At 70.6% G+C, this 21,394-nt stretch carries 15 protein-coding genes; 11 read left to right on the forward strand and 4 right to left on the reverse strand.

Going from position 1 to position 21,394, the window contains the following annotated elements; translation table 11 throughout:
- Positions 1 to 144 precede the first annotated feature (144 nt).
- The 4 genes from KSO97_RS02275 to KSO97_RS02290 all read left to right on the forward strand — a co-directional run bounded on the left by KSO97_RS02275 (position 145) and on the right by KSO97_RS02290 (position 4,679).
- On the forward strand, positions 145 to 1,767 hold the full coding sequence (locus tag KSO97_RS02275) for a CHAP domain-containing protein (RefSeq protein WP_232676257.1): 1,623 nt from the start codon (positions 145 to 147) through the stop codon (positions 1,765 to 1,767).
- A gap of 26 nt (positions 1,768 to 1,793) precedes the next feature.
- Positions 1,794 to 2,429, forward strand: coding sequence for a disulfide bond formation protein DsbA (locus tag KSO97_RS02280; protein WP_232676258.1), 636 nt, complete (start codon positions 1,794 to 1,796; stop codon positions 2,427 to 2,429).
- 79 nt (positions 2,430 to 2,508) lie between these two features.
- Positions 2,509 to 3,819, forward strand: a complete 1,311-nt coding sequence (locus KSO97_RS02285) for a CHAP domain-containing protein (protein WP_232676259.1) — start codon at positions 2,509 to 2,511, stop codon at positions 3,817 to 3,819.
- On the forward strand, positions 3,819 to 4,679 hold the full coding sequence (locus tag KSO97_RS02290; RefSeq protein ID WP_232676260.1) for an MOSC domain-containing protein: 861 nt from the start codon (positions 3,819 to 3,821) through the stop codon (positions 4,677 to 4,679). Before KSO97_RS02285 ends, KSO97_RS02290 begins: the two co-directional genes overlap by 1 nt.
- 125 nt (positions 4,680 to 4,804) lie before the next feature.
- Here the strand turns inward: KSO97_RS02290 and KSO97_RS02295 are convergent, their stop codons facing one another.
- On the reverse strand, positions 4,805 to 5,089 hold the full coding sequence (locus KSO97_RS02295; RefSeq protein WP_232676261.1) for a GIY-YIG nuclease family protein: 285 nt from the start codon (positions 5,087 to 5,089) through the stop codon (positions 4,805 to 4,807).
- Positions 5,090 to 5,297: 208 nt separating this feature from the next.
- Here KSO97_RS02295 and metG point away from each other — a divergent pair, with 208 nt between their 5' ends.
- The 3 genes from metG to KSO97_RS02310 all read left to right on the forward strand — a co-directional run bounded on the left by metG (position 5,298) and on the right by KSO97_RS02310 (position 10,281).
- On the forward strand, positions 5,298 to 7,112 hold the full coding sequence (gene metG, locus KSO97_RS02300) for a methionine--tRNA ligase (RefSeq protein ID WP_232676262.1): 1,815 nt from the start codon (positions 5,298 to 5,300) through the stop codon (positions 7,110 to 7,112).
- A gap of 71 nt (positions 7,113 to 7,183) precedes the next feature.
- Complete coding sequence (locus KSO97_RS18130; RefSeq protein ID WP_232676263.1) at positions 7,184 to 8,764, forward strand: GMC family oxidoreductase; 1,581 nt, start codon at positions 7,184 to 7,186, stop codon at positions 8,762 to 8,764.
- Positions 8,761 to 10,281 carry an aldehyde dehydrogenase family protein gene (locus tag KSO97_RS02310; RefSeq protein WP_232676264.1) on the forward strand — a complete coding sequence of 507 codons (1,521 nt, stop codon included), beginning with the start codon at positions 8,761 to 8,763 and terminating at the stop codon, positions 10,279 to 10,281. The genes KSO97_RS18130 and KSO97_RS02310 overlap by 4 nt, the downstream gene beginning before the upstream one ends.
- A gap of 105 nt (positions 10,282 to 10,386) precedes the next feature.
- On the opposite strand, the gene KSO97_RS02315 is transcribed toward KSO97_RS02310, so the two are convergent.
- Complete coding sequence (locus tag KSO97_RS02315) at positions 10,387 to 11,115, reverse strand: hemolysin III family protein (protein ID WP_232676265.1); 729 nt, start codon at positions 11,113 to 11,115, stop codon at positions 10,387 to 10,389.
- 50 nt (positions 11,116 to 11,165) lie between these two features.
- Here KSO97_RS02315 and KSO97_RS02320 point away from each other — a divergent pair, with 50 nt between their 5' ends.
- The 3 genes from KSO97_RS02320 (at position 11,166) to KSO97_RS02330 (ending at position 14,582) form a co-directional block, all read left to right on the forward strand.
- Positions 11,166 to 11,939 carry an isoprenyl transferase gene (locus KSO97_RS02320; protein WP_232676266.1) on the forward strand — a complete coding sequence of 258 codons (774 nt, stop codon included), beginning with the start codon at positions 11,166 to 11,168 and terminating at the stop codon, positions 11,937 to 11,939.
- A gap of 408 nt (positions 11,940 to 12,347) precedes the next feature.
- Positions 12,348 to 13,628, forward strand: coding sequence for a PhoH family protein (locus KSO97_RS02325; protein ID WP_232676488.1), 1,281 nt, complete (start codon positions 12,348 to 12,350; stop codon positions 13,626 to 13,628).
- A 252-nt stretch (positions 13,629 to 13,880) separates the two neighbouring features.
- Positions 13,881 to 14,582, forward strand: coding sequence for a lytic transglycosylase domain-containing protein (locus KSO97_RS02330; protein WP_232676267.1), 702 nt, complete (start codon positions 13,881 to 13,883; stop codon positions 14,580 to 14,582).
- 34 nt (positions 14,583 to 14,616) lie between these two features.
- Here KSO97_RS02330 and KSO97_RS02335 read toward each other — a convergent pair whose 3' ends face one another.
- Positions 14,617 to 16,029, reverse strand: coding sequence for an NAD(P)/FAD-dependent oxidoreductase (locus KSO97_RS02335; RefSeq protein WP_269781865.1), 1,413 nt, complete (start codon positions 16,027 to 16,029; stop codon positions 14,617 to 14,619).
- Positions 16,030 to 16,101: 72 nt separating this feature from the next.
- On the reverse strand, positions 16,102 to 17,514 hold the full coding sequence (locus KSO97_RS02340) for a class II fumarate hydratase (RefSeq protein ID WP_308188245.1): 1,413 nt from the start codon (positions 17,512 to 17,514) through the stop codon (positions 16,102 to 16,104).
- Between the two features lie 115 nt (positions 17,515 to 17,629).
- Between KSO97_RS02340 and KSO97_RS02345 the strand changes: the two genes are divergently transcribed.
- Complete coding sequence (locus tag KSO97_RS02345) at positions 17,630 to 21,316, forward strand: choice-of-anchor X domain-containing protein (protein WP_232676268.1); 3,687 nt, start codon at positions 17,630 to 17,632, stop codon at positions 21,314 to 21,316.
- Positions 21,317 to 21,394 lie beyond the last annotated feature (78 nt).

The following is a 21,394-nucleotide window of genomic DNA, read 5'->3' on the forward strand; positions in this document are numbered from 1 at the left end:
TTCGGGTACGGGAGTTCTTCCGTCGATCGTCGCTGTCGAGCGAAACGACACGCGTGTAATTACGCGAATGCGAGAAAATGTTACTGATGTGAGTTATGGGGAAATTGTTGCGAAACGCACCCGATGTGCTTGACAGTGTTCCCCGTGCCTGGCCTGAACCGGTTCCGACGACTGCTGCCCGTGCTGCTCATCGCAGCGCTGGTGCCCCTCGCCGTCCCCTCGTTCGTGCCGGACAGCGCGCCGTCCGCCCAGGCCTCCTCGACCTACCTGTGCACCGGGTACGAGGGATGCGCCAAGGCCGGCTATCCGAGTTCGGGCTACGCCGCCCGGAGCGGCCAGATGTACTGGCGGATGTACTCCGGCCACAACTGCACGAACTACGCCGCCTACCGCATGATCCAGGCCGGCATGTCGGCCGAGCGGCCGTGGAGCGGCTCGGGCATGGCCTACAACTGGGGATACGCGATGTCGCGGATCACCGACAAGGTTCCCGCCGTCGGCGCGATCGCCTGGTGGGACCGCGGTGTGTCCGGTGCCGGGTCGAGCGGACACGTCGCCTACGTCGAGCGTGTCGTCTCTCCGACCGAGATCGTGATCTCCGAGGACAGCTGGAGCGGCGACTTCCACTGGCGCACGATCGTCAACGACGGACGCGGATGGCCCACCGGATTCATCCACTTCGTCGACCAGGCGGTCACCAACACGTCCCCGCCTGCGGTGAGCGGCACACCGCAGGTGGGGTCCACCCTCACGGCGACCTCGGGGGCCTGGAAGCCCTCCGGCGCCTACGCCTACTCGTGGTTGGCCGACGGCGTCGCCGTTCCGGGTGCCACCGCGGCGACCTTCACGCCCGGGCCCTCGCACGTCGGCAAGGCGATCAGCGTGCGGGTGACCGCTCGCAAGACCGGGTACGCCAACGGCACCGCGCTGACGGCGTCGACCGTCGCGGTCGCACCGGGGCTCATCGATGTCGGCGGTGCGCCGACCCTGGAGGGCGAGGGCATGGTCGGCCAGGTCCTGCGTGTCGATCCCGCGTCGTTCTCCCCCCAGCCGACCACGACCGGCATCCGGTGGCTGGCCGACGGCCGGGTCATCCAAGGTGCCAACGGCGCCTCGCTCGAACTGACTCCTGCGCTGGTCGGTCGCACGATCCGGGTCACTCAGGTGGCGCGTCGCAACGGCTACGAGCGAGCCACGGTCGACTCGCCGATGAGTGTCGGTCCGGTGCTGGCGGGCGTGATCGAGGTGGCGACTCCGATCGCGATCGAGGGACGCAACCGTTTCGGATCGACGTTGTCCGCCGTGCGGGGAGCGTTCGCGCCCGCGGATGCCCAGGCGACGTTCGAGTGGCTGCGCGACGGTGTCGTGATCGAGGGTGCCGGTGCCGCGAGGTACCAGCCCACGCCCGCCGACGTCGGACATCGGCTGGGGCTGCGGATCACGGCCACCAAGCAGCACTACCGCTCGCTCGAGCGCACCTTCGACTTCGGGCGCACCACCACCGGCTCGCTGATCCGGATCGCGAAGCTGACGCCGATCCGGGGTGGCGTCAAGGCCGTGGTGCGCGTGGTCGCCGCGGGTGTCCAGCCCAAGGGCCTGGTCGTGATGACCGTGGGCAAGCACGTGGTTCGCGGTCGCCTGGAGAACGGTCTGGTGCGACTGCGGCTGGACGGGCTGAGCACGGGCCAGCGCCGCGTGCAGTTCGAGTACCGCGGCACCGATGCCGTCGAGGCGTCGCGCACGGCGAAGGTCGCCACCGTCAAGTAGTAGGTCGCGGTGGTTGAATCGATGCCATGACGCAGACACCAGGTTCTGGGACCGCCGACTTCTGGTTCGACCCGCTCTGCCCGTTCGCGTGGATCACCTCCCGCTGGATTCTCGAGGTCGAGCAGGTGCGCGACATCGAGGTGACCTGGCACGTGATGAGCCTGGGGTACCTGAACAAGGACCGCGACCTCCCCGACGAGTACCGGAAGATCCTCGCTCCCGCCTGGGGACCCGTGCGCGTGTGCATCGCTGCCGAGCAGCGGCACGGTCGCGAGGTCCTGCTGCCGCTCTACACGGCGCTGGGGGAGCGCATCCACCCCGGTGGTCGCAAGCTCCACGAGGAGGGCGACGGCGGGCGGGCGCTGATCGCGGAGGCTCTGGCCGAGGCAGGTCTCGAGGCGGACCTCGTGGATGCCATGGACGACTCCTCCCTGGACGACGCGGTCGCCGCGAGCCACCACGAAGGCATGGATCAGGTCGGCGACGACGTCGGCACGCCGACGATCTCCTTCGACGGGTCGGCGTTCTTCGGGCCCGTGCTCTCCAAGATCCCGCGGGGCGAGGAAGCGGGGACGTTGTGGGACGGCTGCGTCGCCGTGTCGAAGTTCCCCTACTTCTACGAGCTCAAGCGCACCCGGAGCGGGGATCTCGACTTCTCCTGACGCTCGCCGCGACGTCGGCGATAATCACCGGGTGTACCGGGTCGCGTCTTCTCGAGCTCGGGCGACCGGTCTGGCGACGGTGATCTCACTGGTCCTGGCGGCCGCCCTGCTGCTCGTCCCGACGTCGTCTGCGAGTGGCGCGACGACGCACTGCGTGGGCTACTCCGGCTGCCGTGCTCAGGGGCTCAGCGACTCCGGCTACGGGGCGGTCAACAACCGCTACTACTGGAACATGGCGCTCGGCCACAACTGCACGGCCTATGCGGCGTACCGGATGATCCAGGCGGGTCGCCCGAACTCCAGGCCATGGAGCGGAAGCGGCGACGCGAACCGCTGGGGCCATGAGATGGCCGGCATCACCGACGGCACGCCGATGGTGGGCGCCGTCGCCTGGTGGGACGCCTTCCGCGGTGGCTGGGGCGAGAACGGCCATGTCGCCTACGTCGAGCGCGTCACCGCCAACACGATCACGATCTCCGAGGACATCTACAACGGGGACTTCCGCTGGCGGACGCTGACGCGAGGCGAGGCCGCCTGGCCGACCGGGTTCATCCACTTCGCCGACGAGCGGGTGCGCGCCGTCCGTTCGCCGAGCGTCAGCGGAACGCCGCGGGTGGGGGAGGTGCTCAACGCCTCCGGGGGCACCTGGAGCCCGGGAGACGTCGCGCTCTCCTATCAGTGGCTCCTCGACGGTCGCCCGATCAAGGGAGCGACCGGCTCGCGCCTGGAACTCACGCCGTCGATGCTGCGCAAGCGGGTCGACGTCCGAGTCGACGCCTCGAGAATCGGGTACCAGGCCGCGACAGCGACGATGCGTGCTGCGCGCCGGGTGGATCTCGGCGTGATCGACCGCCGTCGCGCACCCCGGATCATCGGCAGCGCGCGGGTGGGCGAGATCGTCGTCGCGGACCCCGGCGTGTGGGAGCCGCGAGTCCGCGCCCGCTACCAGTGGTTCGCCGGGGATCGTCGGATCCGCGACGCCTCGGGACCCCGGCTACGGATCGGACCTGAGCTCGCCGGACGTCGCATCCACGTGCGGCTGACCCTGCGCGCTCCCGGCTATCGTCCCGCGAAGGCGCGGGTCGCCGTGCCGCGCCCGGTCGGCCGCGGAGCGTTGGAACGACGGGTGTCCCCGCGCATCCTCGGGACACCGCAGGTCGGGCAGACCCTGACGGCGCAGCCCGGAGGCTGGTCGGTGGAGCCCGCCAAGCGTGCCTACGTCTGGTTCGTCGACGACCAGGTCGTGGAGGGCCAGTACGGTCCGCAGCTCCTCGTGGACGCCGCCATGGTCGGTCGCGCCATCGTCGTGGTCGAGGGAGTCGCCCGGCCGGGCTACGCCCCCGGCGTGAGCGCCTCCAGGCCCGTCGGTCCGGTCGTCGAGGCGAGTTGATGGGGCGGCTCGTCGAGCTTCACCGCTACCCGCTCAAGTCCGGGCGGGGCGAGTCCCTGGACGCCGTCGACGTCGAGCCCTGGGGCCTGGCCGGCGATCGCCGGTGGATGGTCGTCGATCCCGAGAACCCCGGACAGCTGGCGATCACCGCGCGGGAGGTGAACAGCCTGCTGCTCGTGGGCGCGCAGGCACGCGAGGACGGCGGTCTGCGTCTCACCGCTCCCGGCGTCACCGGACTCGACGTCGCGCCGCCGGACGCGCACCGCCAGGAGCCCGTGGGCCTGTGGCGTTCCCGTCTCACCGCAGCCCCGGCCCCCGACGCGGACGGCTGGCTCACCGCCGTCCTCGGGCGCCCGGCACGACTCGTCTGGCTCGACGACCCGCGCCGTCGGCCGACCAACCCGACGTACTCCCGAGTCGGCGACCGGGTCTCCTTCGCCGACGGCTATCCGCTGCTCCTCGCCACGGAGGAGTCGCTGGCTGCGCTCAACGACGTCGTGCTGGGGGCGTCGGCGCACCCACGCGAGCCGCTGCCGATGACCCGCTTCCGCCCCAACGTCGTCGTCACCGGCGCGACGGCCTGGGCCGAGGACGACTGGCGACGGCTGCGTATCGGCGACGTCGTCTTCAGGGCCGTCAAGGGCTGCGCACGCTGTGTGATGACCACCGTCGATCCCGAGACCGCGGTGCGTGAGAGGGAGCCGATCGCCTCGCTCGCACGGATGCGACGCTGGGACGGCGCGACCTGGTTCGGCGTCAACCTGATCCCCGACGACCCGCAGCGCGTGCACCGGCTTCGGCTCGGCGACGACGTCGAGATCCTCGAGGCGGTCGAGCCCGGCGGCGGCCCGCTGCGCTGACCTGTCGCCGCATCGCCCGGTCTCGACATGCTCGACCAACCGCTCGGTCATCGACCCGTCGCACCGGTCATCGAGCTTGTCGAGATGGCGGGTCGGGCTCGGCAGGCTCGACCACCGGGGTTCGGTCATCGAGCTTGTCGAGATGGCGCCAGGTCAGGGAGGTCGCCATAACGCCCTTCGATCAGTGCGATCCGTTTGGCGCGGCCCCAGCCTTGGATCTGCTTCTCGCGAGCGAAGGCGTCGGCGATCCGCATGTACTCCTCGTGCCAGACCAGACGCACCGGCAGTCGACAGCGCGTGTAGGCGGAGCCGGCTCCGGCTGCGTGTTCCTCCAGGCGTCGGCCGAGGTTGTAGGTACTGCCGACGTAGAACGAGCCGTCACGGCACTGCAGCATGTAGGTGAAAGGCATCCTGCACGGTCGCCGACCAAGAGGCGCGGTCGACGGGCAGCGACGGTGGGGATGTGGAATCGAGGTCGAGGCGGTCGCCTGTGCGTGCTGACGGGTCTCGACAGGCTCGACCACCGGCGTTCGGTCATCGAGCTTGCCGAGATGCGGGTCTCGACAAGCTCGACCACCGGGGCGGACCGCGGTCGCGGGCGTCAATAGGATCGTCCCTATGACGCATGTCCTGTCCGCCGTCGCCTGGCCGTACGCCAACGGCCCGCGCCACATCGGCCACGTGGCCGGTTTCGGCGTGCCCTCCGACGTGTTCAGCCGGTACATGCGGATGGCAGGACACGAGGTGCTCATGGTGTCGGGCTCCGACGAGCACGGGACGCCGATCCTGATCGCGGCCGACGAGGCCGGCATGACGCCGCAGCAGCTCGCCGACCAGAACCACCGGATCATCGCCGAGGACCTCTGCGCCCTGGGGCTGAGCTACGACCTCTACACCCGGACGACGACGCGCAACCACCACGCCGTCGTCCAGGAGCTGTTCCTCGGGGTCTACGAGAACGGCTACTTCGTCGAGCAGACGACGAAGGGTGCGATCTCGCCGTCGACGGGACGCACGCTGCCAGACCGCTACATCGAAGGCACCTGTCCGATCTGTGGGGCCGGCGGTGCTCGTGGCGACCAGTGCGACACCTGCGGCAACCAGCTCGACCCGGCCGACCTGATCGACCCCGTCTCACGGATCAACGGGGAGACGCCGGAGTTCATCGAGACCCAGCACTTCTTCCTCGACCTGCCGGCGCTCGCCGAGGCGCTGACGGCCTGGCTCGACGAGCGCGAGGCGACCGGGCTGTGGCGGCCCAACGTCATCCGGTTCAGCCAGAACATCCTGGAGGAGATCCGCCCGCGCGCCATGACGCGCGACATCGACTGGGGTATCGCGGTGCCGCTCGACGGTTGGCGCGAGAACCCCACCAAGAAGCTCTACGTCTGGTTCGACGCCGTCATCGGCTACCTGTCGGCCTCGATCGAGTGGGCGCGTCGCTCGGGCGACCCCGAGGCTTGGCGTCGCTGGTGGAACACCGCGGACGGCGCGCAGAACCAAGCGCTCTCGTACTACTTCATGGGCAAGGACAACATCACCTTCCACTCCCAGATCTGGCCGGCGGAGCTGCTCGCCTACTCCGGACGCGGATCCAAGGGGGGCGAGCCGCGCGAGTACGGCGTGCTCAACCTGCCGACCGAGGTGGTCAGCTCGGAGTTCCTGACGATGGAGGGCAAGAAGTTCTCCTCGTCGAAGAAGGTCGTCATCTACGTGCGCGACCTGCTGAGCCGTTACCAGCCCGACGCGTTCCGCTACTTCGTCGCGGCGGCCGGCCCGGAGAACCAGGACTCCGACTTCACGTGGTCGGAGTTCGTCCGTCGCACCAACGACGAGCTGGTGGCCGGTTGGGGCAATCTGGTCAACCGCACGGCGACGCTGATCCACAAGAACTTCGGCGAGATCCCGGCAGCGGGCGAGCTCACCGACGTCGATCGTGCGGTGCTGGACGCCGTCGAGGCCACGTTCGGCACCGTCGGCGACCTCATCGGTCGTCATCGCCAGAAGCAGGCGATCGGCGAGGCCATGCGCGGCGTCGCCGAGGTGAACAGGTACGTCTCCGACCTGGAGCCGTGGAAGCTCGCCAAGTCCGACGGCGACGCCGAGCGCGAGCGTCTGGCCACGGTGCTGCACGTCATGGCGCAGTGCGTCGCGGACCTCAACGTCGTGCTGTCGCCCTTCCTGCCGTTCTCGGCCAACCTGGTCGACGCCGCCCTCGGCGGCAGTGGCCAGGTCGCGCCGATGCCGCGGATCGAGGAGGTCGAGGACCTCGACGGTGGCGCGCCGTACCCGATCATCACCGGCGACTACAGCGAGATGCCGGCGTGGGCGCGCCGTCCCGTGCAGGTCGGCGCGACGGTCGACAAGCCGACGCCCATCTTCGTCAAACTCGACACCGCACTGGTCGAGGAGGAGCTCGCGCGTCTGGCCTGATCGAGGGAGTGTCATGGGCGAGAGTGCGTGACGGCGTAGCCGTGACGTCGCGTCGCGGGTAGCGTCGCGGTGTGACGCAGGACACCTACGACTATGTGATCGTCGGCGCCGGGAGCGCGGGGGCCGTGCTCGCGGCCCGGCTCAGCGAGGACCCCCGCCTCAGTGTGGCGCTGATCGAGGCGGGAGGGGCGCCCGACATCGACGAGGTGGCGATCCCGGCGGCGTTCCCCGCGCTGCTGCGCACCAAGTGGGACTGGAACTACTGGACGACCGAGCAGAAGCAACTGCACGGTCGTCGGACGAGCTGGCCGCGGATGAAGGCGCTCGGCGGGTGTTCGGCGATGAACGCGATGATCTACATCCGCGGGCACCGGGTCGACTACGACGGCTGGCGGGACGCGTTCGGGGCCACGGGCTGGGGCTACGACGACGTTCTCCCGTACTTCCGTCGCTCCGAGGCCAACAGCCGGCTCGGGGCGCCGTTCCACGGCACCGACGGTCCACTCACCGTCGAGGACCGTCGCTACACCCACGAGCTGACGTCGGCGTTCGTGGAGAGTGCCGTCAGCGCCGGGATGAAGCGCAACGACGACTTCAACGGTGCCGAGATGGATGGCGTCGGCCCCTACCAGGTGACGTGCCGAGGCGGCGTCCGCTGGTCGACGTACCACGCGTTCCTGAAGCCCGTGCAGGGCCGCGACAACCTGACCATCCTCACGGGGGCCCTCGCCGCACGCGTCGAGCTGGACGGCGAGCGCGCGAGCGGGGTTGTCGTCCGCCGAGGTGGTCGGGAGCAGATCGTGCAGGCGCGGCGCGAGGTGGTGCTCAGCGGGGGCGCCATCAACTCACCGCAGTTGCTGATGCTCTCGGGCATCGGGCCGGCCGCCCACCTCGCCGAGCACGGCATCACCGCGCGCGTCGACCTCGCCGGCGTCGGCTCGAACCTGCAGGACCACCCCTTCGTGCCGATGATCTGGCACACCCGTGACACCACCGATCTGGCCGACTTCAACAACCTCGCCAACCTGGTGCGCTGGAAGGCGCGCAAGAGCGGGCCGCTCACCTCCAACGTCGCCGAGACCGGCGGCTTCTGGCGCACCCGGGAGGGGCTTTCGGCCCCCGACATGCAGGCCCACGCCCTGCCGACCGGCATCCACGGCGACGGCTGGCACGAGCCGCAGACGCGGATGACCTCGGTGCTCGCGACGCTGGTCGAGATCCGCAGCCGCGGCTCGGTGCGACTGCGCTCGGCCGATCCGACGTGGCACCCGGCGATCGACGCCGCCTACTACGACGACCAAGCCGACCTCGACGCGATGGTCGCCGGCTGCCGGCGCATCACCGAGATCGCCGAGGCAGGCCCGCTGGCGCGCCTGATCGACCGCCCCTGGGAGCGCCCGGAGTCGCCGTCGGACGGCGACCTGGAGGAGTTCGTGCGCACCCAGACCCAGACGACGTTCCACCCGACGTCCACGTGCGCGATGGGGACCGGCGAGGATGCCGTCGTCGATCCCGAGCTGCGGGTACGCGGTGTCGCGGGCCTGCGGGTGGTGGATGCTTCGGTCATGCCGACGGTCGTCCGCGGCAACACCAACGCCCCCACCATCATGATCGCCGAGAAGGCCGCCGACTTGATCAGGAGCACCCGATGACCACGACCGCCGTCACTGCCACCGAGGCGTCCAGCCCGCCCGTGACCTTCGAGTCGCTGAGCCCGATCAGCGGCGATGTCGTGGGCACGCATCCCGTGCACACCGCCGACGACGTCGCGTCGGCCGTCGAGCGTGCCCGCGTCGAGGCGGAGTGGTGGGGCGCACTGACCTTCGACGAGCGCGCCAAGCACCTGCGCACCTGGAAGGCGGTGATGACGCGGCGGATCAACCAGCTCGCCGAGCTGATGCACGCCGAGACCGGCAAGCCGCGCGGCGACGCGCTGCTCGAGATCGCCCTGGGTATCGACCATCTCGCCTGGGCATCCGGCAACGCCGGCAAGCACCTCAAGCGTCGTCGCGTCGCCTCGGGGCTGTTGATGGCGAACCAGGCCGCGCACCTGGAGTACCGACCGCTCGGTGTCGTTGGCGTGATCGGGCCGTGGAACTACCCGGTCTTCACCCCGCTCGGCTCGATCTCCTACGCGCTCGCCGCCGGCAACGCCGTCGTCTTCAAGCCCTCCGAGTACACCCCCGGTGTCGGCGAGTGGATGGCGCGGATGTTCCTGGAGGCCGTCGGGCGCCCGGTGCTCTCGGTGGTCACCGGCTACGGCGAGACCGGTGCCGCGCTGTGCCGCGCCGGCGTCGACAAGCTCGCCTTCACCGGCTCCACCGCCACCGGCAAGCGCGTGATGGCTGCCTGCGCCGAGAGCCTGACGCCGGTCGTCATCGAGGCAGGCGGCAAGGACGCGGTGATCATCGATGACGACGCCGATCTCGCCGCTGCCGCGGACGCCACGCTGTGGGGCGCGTGCGCCAACGCCGGCCAGACCTGTGCGGGCGTCGAGCGCGTCTACGTGCACGAGCGGGTCTACGACGACTTCCTCGCCCAGCTCACCGCCAAGGCCCGCGACCTCCGGGCCGAGGACTCCGAGGACACCAAGATCGGCCCGATCACGATGCCCGCGCAGCTCGACGTCATCCGCACCCACATCGACGACGCACTGGCCCGTGGTGGGCGCGCCGTCGTCGGTGGTGCGGACGCGGTGGGTGAGCGGTACGTGCAGCCGACGGTGCTCGTCGACGTGCCCGAGGATTCGCTGGCGGTCACCGAGGAGACCTTCGGTCCGACCGTCACCGTCACCAAGGTGGCCTCCATGGCCGAGGCGATCGAGCGCACCAACGCCAGCCGCTACGCGCTCGGCTCGACGGTGTTCGCCAAGAAGAACGCGCAGGAGATCGCCGCGCAGCTGCGCTGCGGGATGACCGCGATCAACGGCGTCATCACCTTCGCCGCGATCCCCTCGCTGCCCTTCGGCGGCGTGGGGGAGTCGGGCTTCGGTCGTATCCACGGTGCCGACGGCCTCCGTGAGTTCACCTACGCCAAGGCGACCGCGCGCCAGCGGTTCAAGCCGATGATGGCGCTGACCACCTTCGATCGCACCGAGAAGGCCGACCAGCAGTTGGTCAAGATCATGTCGCTGCTGCACGGGCGGGGCTCCACGCTGCCCAAGCGTTGAGCGACGCGGCACCACCCGGTGGTCGAGCTTGTCGACACCCCTCGCCGCGTCTCGGCAAGCTCGACGACCGGGCGACAGGCTCGACGACCGCGCCCGGGCGCCCCCTCAGCGCAAGGAGTACGTCGCCAGCGAGACGCCCACGTAGTGGCTGACGAAGGCCAGGATCGTGAAGGTGTGGAAGACCTCGTGGAAGCCGAACCACCGCGGCCAGGGGTTGGGCCGCTTGAATCCGTAGACGACGCCGCCGAAGGTGTAGAGCGCCCCGCCGGTGACGATCAGGACGAAGATCGCGATGCCGACGCCGAGGCCCAGGCTCACCGCACCGTCGTAGAAGGCCGGGATGAAGAAGACCGCCGCCCAGCCGAGCGCGATGTAGATCGGCACGTAGAGCCAGCGCGGCGCGCTGGTCCAGAAGATGCGGAATGCGACGCCGAGGATCGCCCCGCCCCAGACCGCCGACAGCAGCACGACGCGAGCGGTGCCCTCGAGCAGGATGATGCTGAACGGCGTGTAGGAGCCCGCGATGAGCAGGAAGATGTTCGCGTGGTCGAAACGGCGTAGGAACGCCCAGGCTCGGGGCGACCACGTGCCGGTGTGATAGATCGCCGAGACGCCGAAGAGCAGCAACGCGGTCGCGGCGAACAGCGCCGAGCCGATCCGCGTGCCCGCCGTGGGGGAGAGACAGACCAGCACGATGCCGGCGGCCAGGGTCAGCGGGGTGATCCCCAGATGCAGCCAGCCACGCAGCTTCGGCTTGACCTCCGCGAGCTTGTCGCCGAGCGCGTCGAGCGCCGCGTGAGCGGCATCGCCGGCGTGCTGGAATGCCTGGTTCATGGCGCAAGGATATCCGGCGTCCAGAGGCGCGCCTCCCGTACGCTGGCTCGGTGGCGGACTGGAAGCGTGGCGTGCGGCGAGTGCTGTACCCGGCCTACGAGGCCCGGATGCTGCGTCGGATGCCCGACAGTCTCCCGCGTCACGTCGGCGTCATGCTCGACGGCAATCGTCGCTGGGCCAAAGCGGTCGGGCAGGACTCCGCCAGCGGTCACCGTGCCGGAGCGGCGAACATCGAGCCGCTGCTGGGCTGGTGCGACGAGGTCGGGATCGAGGTGGTCACGCTCTGGCTGCTCAGCACCGACAACCTCAACCGCTCGGCGGCCGAGCTGGAGCCGTTGCTCGGCATCATCACCGACGCCGTCGACGCGCTCGCCGTTCAACGGCGATGGCGGCTGCACCTCGTCGGCGCCCTCGACCTCCTGCCCGACGAGACGGCGCGCCGCCTCAAGCTCGCCGCCGACGCGACGGCCGACGTCGAGGGCATGGTCGTCAACGTGGCGGTCGGCTACGGCGGGCGCCGCGAGATCGCCGGTGCCGTCCGCTCGCTGCTGCACGGGCACGCCGCCCTGGGCACCTCGTTGGAGGAGCTGGCGCAGGTGCTCGACGTCGAGCACATCGGCGAGCACCTCTACACCAAGGGCCAGCCCGACCCCGACCTGGTGATCCGTACCTCCGGTGAGCAGCGGCTCGGGGGGTTCCTGCTCTGGCAGAGCGCGCGCTCGGAGTTCTACTTCTGCGAGGCCTACTGGCCCGATTTCCGGCGCGTGGACTTCCTGCGCGCGATCCGCGCGTACGCGCAGCGCGAACGTCGCTACGGCACCTGACCCGGTCGATCCGCGTCACGTGAACTTCACATGACGTTGCCGCGTGTCGCCCTGGACGGGTCGGGTCGCAGGCGTACGTTCGCGAGCACGGACGAGTGGGGAAGCTCGTCCTACCTGGAGGCCCGATCGTGATCACTCACGAACCGAATGTCGACACCGGTCGACGGGCGCCCGCCCGCGACCGCGCGTCGTCAGGAGGGCGTCGGCACTCCGGCGCACGGGCTCACTCCCGGTCCATCTGCGCAGACTGAGGGCCGGCGGGAGTGCGCGTGCGGCCATCGTGAAGGGGTAGTCGTGGCCGACGCCGCCGTCCGGACCCAGCGCACGTCATCGGAGAAGCCCTCTCCGAAGTCCTCCGGCAAGTCCGCGGGGACGAAGAAGTCCCACCGCGCGGACACGCGCACCTATGTGCTCGACACCAGCGTCCTGCTGGCCGATCCGGGAGCGCTCAAGCGCTTCGCCGAGCACGAGGTGGTGCTGCCGGTCGTCGTGATCACCGAGCTCGAGGGGAAGCGGCATCACCCCGAACTCGGCTACTTCGCGCGAACGGCGCTGCGCATGCTCGACGAGCTCCGCGTCATCCACGGCCGACTGGACGAGCCCGTCGCGATCGGTGACGTCGGCGGCACGGTGCGGGTCGAGCTGAACCACACCGACCCCGCGGCGTTGCCGTCGGGGTTCCGGCTGGGCGACAACGACACCCGCATCCTCGCCGTCGCCAAGAACCTGGCCGACGAGGGCCACCAGGTCACGTTGGTCTCCAAGGATCTGCCGCTGCGGATCAAGGCCTCGGCCGTCGGTCTGGACGCCGAGGAGTACCGGGCCGAGGCGATCAGCGACTCAGACACCGGCTACACGGGCATGGCCGAGCTCGAGGTGACGTCGGCCGACCTCGACGAGCTCTACGACGACGGCACGCTCGACCTGCAGCCCGCGCGCGAGTTGCCCTGCCATACCGGTCTGGTGCTTCTCTCCGACCGGGGGACGGCGCTGGCCCGGGTCGGTGCGGACAAGCAGGTGCACCTGGTGCGCGGCGACCGCGAGGCGTTCGGCATCCACGGCCGCAGCGCCGAGCAGCGGATCGCGCTGGAGATGCTCCTCGACCCCGAGGTCGGCATCGTCTCCCTCGGCGGGCGAGCCGGCACGGGCAAGTCGGCCATGGCGCTGTGCGCCGGCCTGGAGATGGCTTTGGAACGCAACGCACACAAGAAGGTGGTCGTCTTCCGGCCGCTGTTCGCCGTCGGCGGCCAGGAGCTCGGCTACCTGCCGGGCTCGGAGAACGAGAAGATGTCGCCCTGGGCGCAGGCCGTGTTCGACACCCTCGGTGCGATCACCTCGCGCGAGGTGATCGAGGAGGTGCTGGCCCGCGGCATGCTGGAGGTGCTGCCGCTGACCCACATCCGCGGCCGCTCGCTGCATGACTCCTTCGTGATCGTGGACGAGGCGCAGTCGCTGGAGCGCAACGTGCTCTTGACGGTGCTGAGCCGTATCGGTGCCAACTCCAAGGTCGTCCTGACCCACGACGTCGCCCAGCGCGACAACCTGCGGGTCGGTCGTCACGACGGCGTCGTGGCGGTGGTCGAGAAGCTGAAGGGGCACCCGCTCTTCGCGCACGTCACCCTGACTCGCTCGGAGCGTTCGCCCATCGCAGCCCTGGTCACCGAGATGCTGGAGAACGTCACGCTCTAGCCGCACGCGGCGTGGCGTCGGGCGATCAGCTGGTCGTCCGGCGCCACGCCGACGGTGTGACCTGCGTGTTCGATGTGCCTTGTGTGACGCACGAGGCGCGCAGAAGCCCCGGAAGTCCCACGAGTTTCGCCGTTCGGTTTGCACGGCCCTGCCGCACGAGGCATGGTGGGTCGCGCACTGGCCGCCACTGACGTCGTCCGGTTCCCCATGCTGTTGCCTTCCGGCGATCACCTACGACTTCTGGATTCCCTCTTGTCGAAGCCCGCCCCGCGTCACCGTGCCGTGCCGCCGCGCCATCGTGCCGCGCGCTCGCCGCGGCCCTCGCGCGTGGCAGGCGTGATCGGTCAGGCGCCGGCCGCACTGCGTGCCACGGTCGTGGTCTCCTCCGTGGCGGTCGCCGCGACGGGCGGGACGATCACCACGGGCCTGCTCACCTCCGCGGCCCCGAGCTCGGCGGCCGCCGGGTCGATGACGTCGGCCACCCCCGGCGGCCTCGACGCGGCGCAGGCCGCGTTGCTGGCGGTCTCCGATGTCGCCCGCGACCAGACGGTGTCCCGCTCGGCCGATCGCCGCGACGACGTCGACCCGCTGAAGGCGGCCGCGCTCTCCGCGCCGTCGGGCCCGGCGGTCACGGGCGAGGAGAACCTCAGCGACGCCGATCCGCGCGACATCGCTCGCGCCCTGCTCGGCGAGTTCGGCTTCTCGCTCGACCAGTTCTCCTGCCTGGACTCGCTCTACATCCGCGAGTCCAACTGGAACCCCCGCGCGGCCAACCCGACGTCGAGTGCCTATGGCATCCCGCAGGCGCTGCCGGGCTCGAAGATGGCCTCGGCCGGCGCTGACTGGCAGACCAACCCCGTCACGCAGATCCGCTGGGGCCTGGGCTACATCGCCGACCGCTACGGCAGCCCGTGCGGCGCGTGGTCGCACAGCCAGAGCAACGGCTGGTACTGACCGCGGCGAGCGGTGAGGCCTCCGCCCCGCCGGATCAGCCCAGTCGCAGGTCGCGGATCGCGAGCTCGGCGGCACGGAACCCGACCATGCCGTGGGCTCCCGGCCCGGGCGGCGCAGCGGCTGAGCACAAGTAGACCTTCCGCGCGCCGGTTCGGTAGGGATTGCGGCCCGGGCGCGGTCCGAGCACGAGCGCGCCGGGCGTCTTCGAGCCGGTGAGGATGTCGCCGGACACGTAGTTGGCGTTGGCCGCCGCGAAGCGCGCAGGGCTGGTCACATGCTGGTCCACGATCCGCTCGCGGAAGCCTGGGGCGAAGCGCTCGATCTGAGCGACGATCGCAGCCGTGGCGTCCCCGGCGTATCCGGCGGGAACGTGGGCGTAGGCGTAGATCGGGTGTACGTCGCCCCGTGACCGAGAAGGATCCGCCAGGTACTGCTGGCCCAGCAGCACGAAGGGACGTTCCGGCAGTCGGCCCGACGCGACGGCTCGCTCGTTGGCGATGATCTCCTCGGCTCCGCCGGAGAGATGTACCGTGCCAGCGGCTCCGACTCCCTCGTCACGCCACGGGATGCCGCCCTCGACTGCGAAGTCGACCTTGAACGCGGCCGGCCCGAACCGGTAGCGGCCGTAGGAGCGTCGAGTCCCTGCCGGCAGACGGTCACCGCACAGCTCGAGGGCCGCACGCGGCGAGAGGTTGAGCAGGACGGCGTCGGCGTGTTCGACCTGGTCGAGCGAGGTGATCGTGACGCCGGTCTCGATGCGACCACCGAGTCCGCGCAGCGCCGCCGTCATCGCGTCGCTGATCGCACGGGTACCGCCGACGGCGACCGGCCACCCGTCGTGGTGGCCCGCGGTCAGGATGCCGACGCCGATGGCGGAGGAGACCATCTCGGTGAGCGGTCGCATCGCGTGCGCGGCCGTGCCGAGGAAGAGCGCCCGGGCCCGCTCGGTGCGAAACGCCCGGGAGAGCGTGGTGGCGGGCAGCAGGGTCGGGGCGCCGAACCGTCCCAGTAGGAGCGGATGCCGAGGCAGGTGCAGGACCGGGCCGAGCACATCCGCGGCGAGGCGATCGTAGGAGCGCGACGGTCCGTCGAACAGCCGCCGCCATCGCCGACCGTCAGCCGCGAGGCCCGCGGCGGTCTGCTCCACCGAGCGATGAAGCAGCGCCGCGGGGCCGTCGTCGAGGGGATGAGCGGCGTCCACGTCGGGCCACGCCCACCGCAGGCCGTGGAGTTCGAGACCCGCGAGCGCCGGCGAACGCACGGCCATGGGATGGATGGCCGCGCAGTGGTCGACGAGGATGCCGTCGCCGAACGGTTGGGAGGTCTTCGTACCACCGCCGATCTCGTCCTGCGCCTCCAGCACGGTGACGTCGGCGCCTGCGCGGGCCAGGGTCAGCGCGGCGGCGAGGCCGTTGGGCCCGCTGCCGACCACGATCACGTTCGCCATGTCACGAACGTAGTGGCCAGAGCGTCGTGGCGCGTCGACTCGCGTGCTGATCGGGGTCGGGGCGGGCGACGGCTACGCGGGAGGTCGCGTCATCGCGTCGACGTCGAGGGCGGCATCGAGGTCGGCCTCGCTGAGCTCGCCGCGCTCGACGTAGCCGAGATCGACCACGGCCTCGCGGATCGTGCACCCCTGCGCGAGAGCGTGCTTGGCGATCGCTGCGGCCGCCTCGTAGCCGAGGTGACGGTTGAGCGGGGTGACCACCGAGGGCGACGACTCGGCGTAGTGCCGCATCCGCTCGACGTCCGCGGTGATGCCGGTGATGCAGCGCTCGGCCAGCATCTGCGTGGAGGTCGAGAGCAGCCGGATCGACTCGAGCACGTTGCGCGCCATCACGGGCATGGCGACGTTCAGCTCGAAGGCGCCGCTCGCCCCGGCCGCTGTCACGGCGGCGTCGTTGCCGATCACCTGGAAGCACACCATCAGGGTCGCCTCCGGCAGCACCGGGTTGACCTTGCCGGGCATGATGCTCGACCCCGGCTGGAGGTCGGGGAGGTGGATCTCGGCCAGTCCGGTGGTGGGGCCAGAGGAGGCCCAGCGCAGGTCGTTGCAGATCTTGGCGAGCCCCACGGCGATCGTGCGCAGCACGCCGGACAGCTCGACGAGGGAGTCCCGCGTCGCCTGGGCCTCGAAGTGGTTGCGGGCCTCGGTGAACGGCTCGCCGGTGCGTCGGCCCAACTCCGCGATCGCTCGCTCGGCGAACCCGGCCGGGGTGTTGATGCCGGTGCCCACTGCTGTGCCGCCGAGCGGCAGCTCGCGCACCCGCGGCAGGACGGCGTCGAGTCGCTCGATGCCGTAGCGGACGGTCGCCGCGTAGCCTCCGAACTCCTGTCCGAGCATCACCGGGGTGGCGTCCATCAGGTGGGTGCGGCCGGCCTTGACGACGTCGGCGAACTCGACGGCCTTGGCCTCGAGAGCGTCGGCGAGGACCGCGAGCGACGGCGTCAGGTCGCCGCCGACCGCGAGCGCGGCTGCGACGTGGATCGCCGTCGGGAAGGTGTCGTTGCTCGACTGGCTCGCGTTCACGTGGTCGTTGGGGTGCACGGTCACGCCCGAATCGGCCGCCAGCGAGGCGATCACCTCGTTGGCGTTCATGTTCGAGCTGGTGCCTGATCCGGTCTGGAAGACGTCGACCGGGAACTGGTCGTCGTGCTCGCCCGACGCCACCGCATCGGCGGCGGCGACGATGGCCTGGGCCTGGTCGTCGTCCAGCGCTCCGAGCTCGCCGTTCGCCGCGGCCGCGGCGGCCTTCACGTGCCCGAGCGCGTGGATGAGCCGCGGTTCGATCGGCGTCCCGCTGATCGGGAAGTTCTCCACCGCGCGCTGGGTCTGGGCTCGCCACAGGGCCGCGACCGGCACCTCCACCTCGCCCATCGAGTCGTGCTCGATGCGGAACCCGTCCGCTGCGCCCTCGCCCGAAGTGCTCACGCTTCCGACGCTACCTCGCCGTCCGCGTCGGCCCCGCGCACTCGGATGCTCGTCCCGGCCACGAGGTGCGGCTGTCCCTGTCGACCGGGTCGCCGGGAGGGCGAACGTCGTCCCTATGCGAACTCGACTGTCCTCCCTGCCGGCCGCCGTGTCGGCGTTCATGCTGTCGGTCGGACTCCTGGCTCTCGTCGTCCCGACGGCCACCGCCCAGGGTGATCCCGCCCCCGCGGCTTCCGGCTCAGCCCCTCCGGCCGCGGAACCGTCGCGCGCCGACGACGGCATCGTCGGACCGCAGCCGCTTCTGGTCGTCGGCCCCGGTGCGAGCGCCGCGCCCACGCCCGGGTGTCGTGACCTGGACCTGAGCTACTTGGCGCAGGAGAGCATCTCCTTCAACGAGGGGATGCCCTGGATCCTGGATGCCGGTCCGGAGATCGACCTGACGGCCTCGTGGGTGCGTGGCGAGAGCCGGACCGTCACCTACGACCCGGGGTCGGGACAGCTGCCGGTGTTCGGATGGGGCGACCCGACCGACTTCCCGCTGTTCCGCGGTGTCAACGACCTACGCATCCACGGCGACGAGCTCGGCGAGACGCGGGTCACCTGGCACCTGGCACGCACCGACGGGGAGCCCGCTTGCGACGGCGAACTCATCACCCGGGTACGCCACCTCGCCACGGCGAGCACTCCGGCGAATGTGCGGTACCGACAGGAGCACTCGATCGTGAAGATCACTGCACCTGCGCAGGGTGCGAAGCTGGAGGTCGGGCGCCCCGTCGAGGTGACGTTCGGCTGCGCGTACACCGGGACGTTGCCGACGAAGAGCGAGTGCTTCGCGTCCGGCGGCTTCGGAGCCACCCACACCGCCACCTTCGCTCCGCATGCGCTGGGTGACGGCTATGTCTGCTTCTATGCCAGCACGGAGGCGGTCGGCGTACCGCCGGAGAGCACGTACGGGTGGTTCAACGGCGTCGACTGTCTCTGGTACCGAGGCGTCGCAGCGACCGTGCCTCCGGCGCTGGAGAAGAGTGTGCGCCTCGAGACGCAGGTGTTCCCCTCGACGGAGTGGAGCGAACTGCCCGACGGCGCGAACGTCGTCGCCGGCAATCCGGTGCGGGTCGTGACCACCCTGCGCAACGTCTCGGGTGAGGAGAAGTCGATCGACCTCGCCCTCCGTGACGTCGCGACGGGGCAGGCGCTCCCGGATTCGGAGGAGAGTTTCGATCTTCCACCGGGCGCGACCTACGAGCGCAGTACCCGCTGGGACACCACCGATCGAGCCTGGCTCGCGCCCGGCCTGCCGAACGTGCAGGCATCGCAGGTAGAGGTCGACGTCCGTGTCGGGCGTGAGAAGCAGGCCGTGCGCCGCGCCGTCGTCGTCCAGCCCCGCCCGGTCGTCCTGGTCCACGGTTGGAAGTCCTATGCCGAGTCGTCGTGGGGCACCTACCAGGACATCGTGGAAACGGGGCACCCCTGGCTGCGCGGCTACGCCGTGGGAGACGGCCGGTTCCCCGGGCGGATGAACACCAACGGCGGGGGCACCGGCTGCCAGACCTGCCGCACCAACACCGTGGCCGAGAACGCAGCGGAGGAGGCTCGCTACATCGAGGGCGTTCGCGCGGCCACGGGCGCGTGGCGGGTAGATGTCCTCGCGCACTCCATGGGAGGTCTGATCTCCCGGTACTACCTGCAGGAGCTGATGCCGCTCGACAACGACGGGCGTCCGGTCGTGCACCGCCTGATCCAGATGGGCACCCCGAACCGGGGCTCCCAGCTCGCCGACATGCTGATGGCCTTCGGTGCTGCCGGCGCAGACAAGATCCCGTTCTTTCCGGCGTCGTACCACCTGACCCCGGAGTGGGTCGAGGGCTACTTCAATCAGATTGTCACCGACACTCGCGGTGTGCCGATCTCCAACCTCGTCGGCACGTCGTTGCCGCTGGTCGGCATGCCGCTGCTGCCCTGGCTCGCCGGTGACGGCATCGTGCCGGCCGACAGTGCTCGCTGGACGCTCGCGGACACGATGGACTCGCCCTACGACTTCCACACCGCGATGACCGAATCCGCCGACGACTTCACCAAGTACGTGCTCCCTCGGCTCTCCACGCCGGTCAGTCCCAGCGAACGACGTGCGGCTGCCCTGGGTCCGCTCTCGGTCGAGCCGGGGGTCGAGGAGGACCCGGTGATCTTCGAGCAGCGCTCGCAGCCGAACGGCGTCCGCACCGCCTCGGTGCCAGCCGGCGGCACCGTGAACCTGCCGTACCAGTTGGAGAACGCCACCACCATGGGCGCACTCGCCGTGGCCGATGATCTGCGGTTGACGTTGCTGGATGCGGCCGGCGAGGTGCTGGCCACCGACGAGGAGCAGGGCGCCGACGGCGTCGTGCAGGTCGCCACTCCGAACTTTCGCGCCACTCGCGGTGCCGGCACCCTCCGGGTCACCGACCTCTCAGGTCAGGCGCGCGACGTGACTCTCCTGACGTTCGTGGCGGGCAGCCCGCTCACCCTTGAGGCCGCCACGTCACCGTGGTCGCGCGCGGGTACGACGTCCGGACCTGCACGTTCCGAGGCCCCGGGTCAGGTCACCGCCCGGCTCGTCCGACTCGAGCAACCCGCCGCGGGCACGGTGACGGCTCGCGTGATCGGTCGTGCTCAGGAGGTCACGATGGTCGACGACGGAGCACACGGGGACGGCCCGGCCGGGGACGGCGTCTACGGCGCCCGGCTCGGCGACCTGCCCGAGGGCCAGCACGCCGTGGTCATCACCGCGACCACACCGGGTGGGTCCACGCGGATCGCCACAACAACGATCGCGGGCAACGGTCGGGGCGGCCCGGTGCCGGGTGACCCAGGCGATCCCGGTCCAGTGGATCCAGGTCCGGTGGATCCCGGTCCGGTGGATCCCGGTCCGGTGGATCCCGGTCCGGTGGATCCCGGTCCGGTGGATCCCGGTCCGGTGGATCCCGGTCCGGTGGATCCCGGTCCGGTGGATCCCGGTCCGGTGGATCCCGGTCCGGTGGATCCCGGTCCGGTGGATCCCGGTCCGGTGGATCCCGGTCCGGTGGATCCCGGTCCGGTGGATCCCGGTCCGGTGGATCCCGGTCCGGTGGATCCCGGTCCGGTGGATCCCGGTCCGGTGGATCCCGGTCCGGTGGATCCCGGTCCGGTGGATCCCGGTCCGGTGGATCCCGGTCCGGTGGATCCCGGTCCGGTGGATCCCGGTCCGGTGGATCCCGGTCCGGTGGATCCCGGTCCGGTGGATCCCGGTCCGGTGGATCCCGGTCCGGTGGATCCCGGTCCGGTGGATCCCGGTCCGGTGGATCCCGGTCCGGTGGATCCCGGTCCGGTGGATCCCGGTCCGGTGGATCCCGGTCCGGTGGATCCCGGTCCGGTGGATCCCGGTCCGGTGGATCCCGGTCCGGTGGATCCCGGTCCGGTGGATCCCGGTCCGGTGGATCCCGGTCCGGTGGATCCCGGTCCGGTGGATCCCGGTCCGGTCGATCCAGATCCGGTCACGCCCGGCCGGCCCTCGACCGGCACCCGACTGCTCGCGCGATTCGAGTCGATCGTGCGTCTGCACCACCTGCGGCCGACGTTGACCAGGCCGATGCGGGCGGCGCTGCGCAATGCCATCCGGTGGGAGGAGGCCGACAGACGGCGAGTGGCGCGCCGGGAAGTCCGTCGCTTCCACCGTCACGTGGTGCTGGCTGGCCGGCGCGGCCACGTCACCACGCCGCAGCGCGTGGCGCTCCTACGCGTGTGGCGCGCCGCACGGCGCCTCGTCACGACGTCCGGCGGGCGTTGAGCGACCACCGTCACCGCGGCGTCGCCTCGACGAGGTGCAGAAGAGCCGACGGGGGGGGGCCCCGGGGGGGGCCCCGGG

Origin of the sequence: Nocardioides sp. R-C-SC26 (genome assembly GCF_021246465.1) — a bacterium.
GTDB lineage: Bacteria > Actinomycetota > Actinomycetes > Propionibacteriales > Nocardioidaceae > Nocardioides.

Coding starts and splice junctions, on each gene's coding strand:
- KSO97_RS02280 (WP_232676258.1), top strand. CDS start 1,794: ATGACGCAGACACCAGGTTCTGGGACCGCCGACTTCTGGTTCGACCCG.
- KSO97_RS02290 (WP_232676260.1), top strand. CDS start 3,819: ATGGGGCGGCTCGTCGAGCTTCACCGCTACCCGCTCAAGTCCGGGCGG.
- KSO97_RS02295 (WP_232676261.1), bottom strand. CDS start 5,089: ATGCCTTTCACCTACATGCTGCAGTGCCGTGACGGCTCGTTCTACGTC.
- metG (WP_232676262.1), top strand. CDS start 5,298: ATGACGCATGTCCTGTCCGCCGTCGCCTGGCCGTACGCCAACGGCCCG.
- KSO97_RS02310 (WP_232676264.1), top strand. CDS start 8,761: ATGACCACGACCGCCGTCACTGCCACCGAGGCGTCCAGCCCGCCCGTG.
- KSO97_RS02315 (WP_232676265.1), bottom strand. CDS start 11,115: ATGAACCAGGCATTCCAGCACGCCGGCGATGCCGCTCACGCGGCGCTC.
- KSO97_RS02335 (WP_269781865.1), bottom strand. CDS start 16,029: ATGGCGAACGTGATCGTGGTCGGCAGCGGGCCCAACGGCCTCGCCGCC.
- KSO97_RS02345 (WP_232676268.1), top strand. CDS start 17,630: ATGCGAACTCGACTGTCCTCCCTGCCGGCCGCCGTGTCGGCGTTCATG.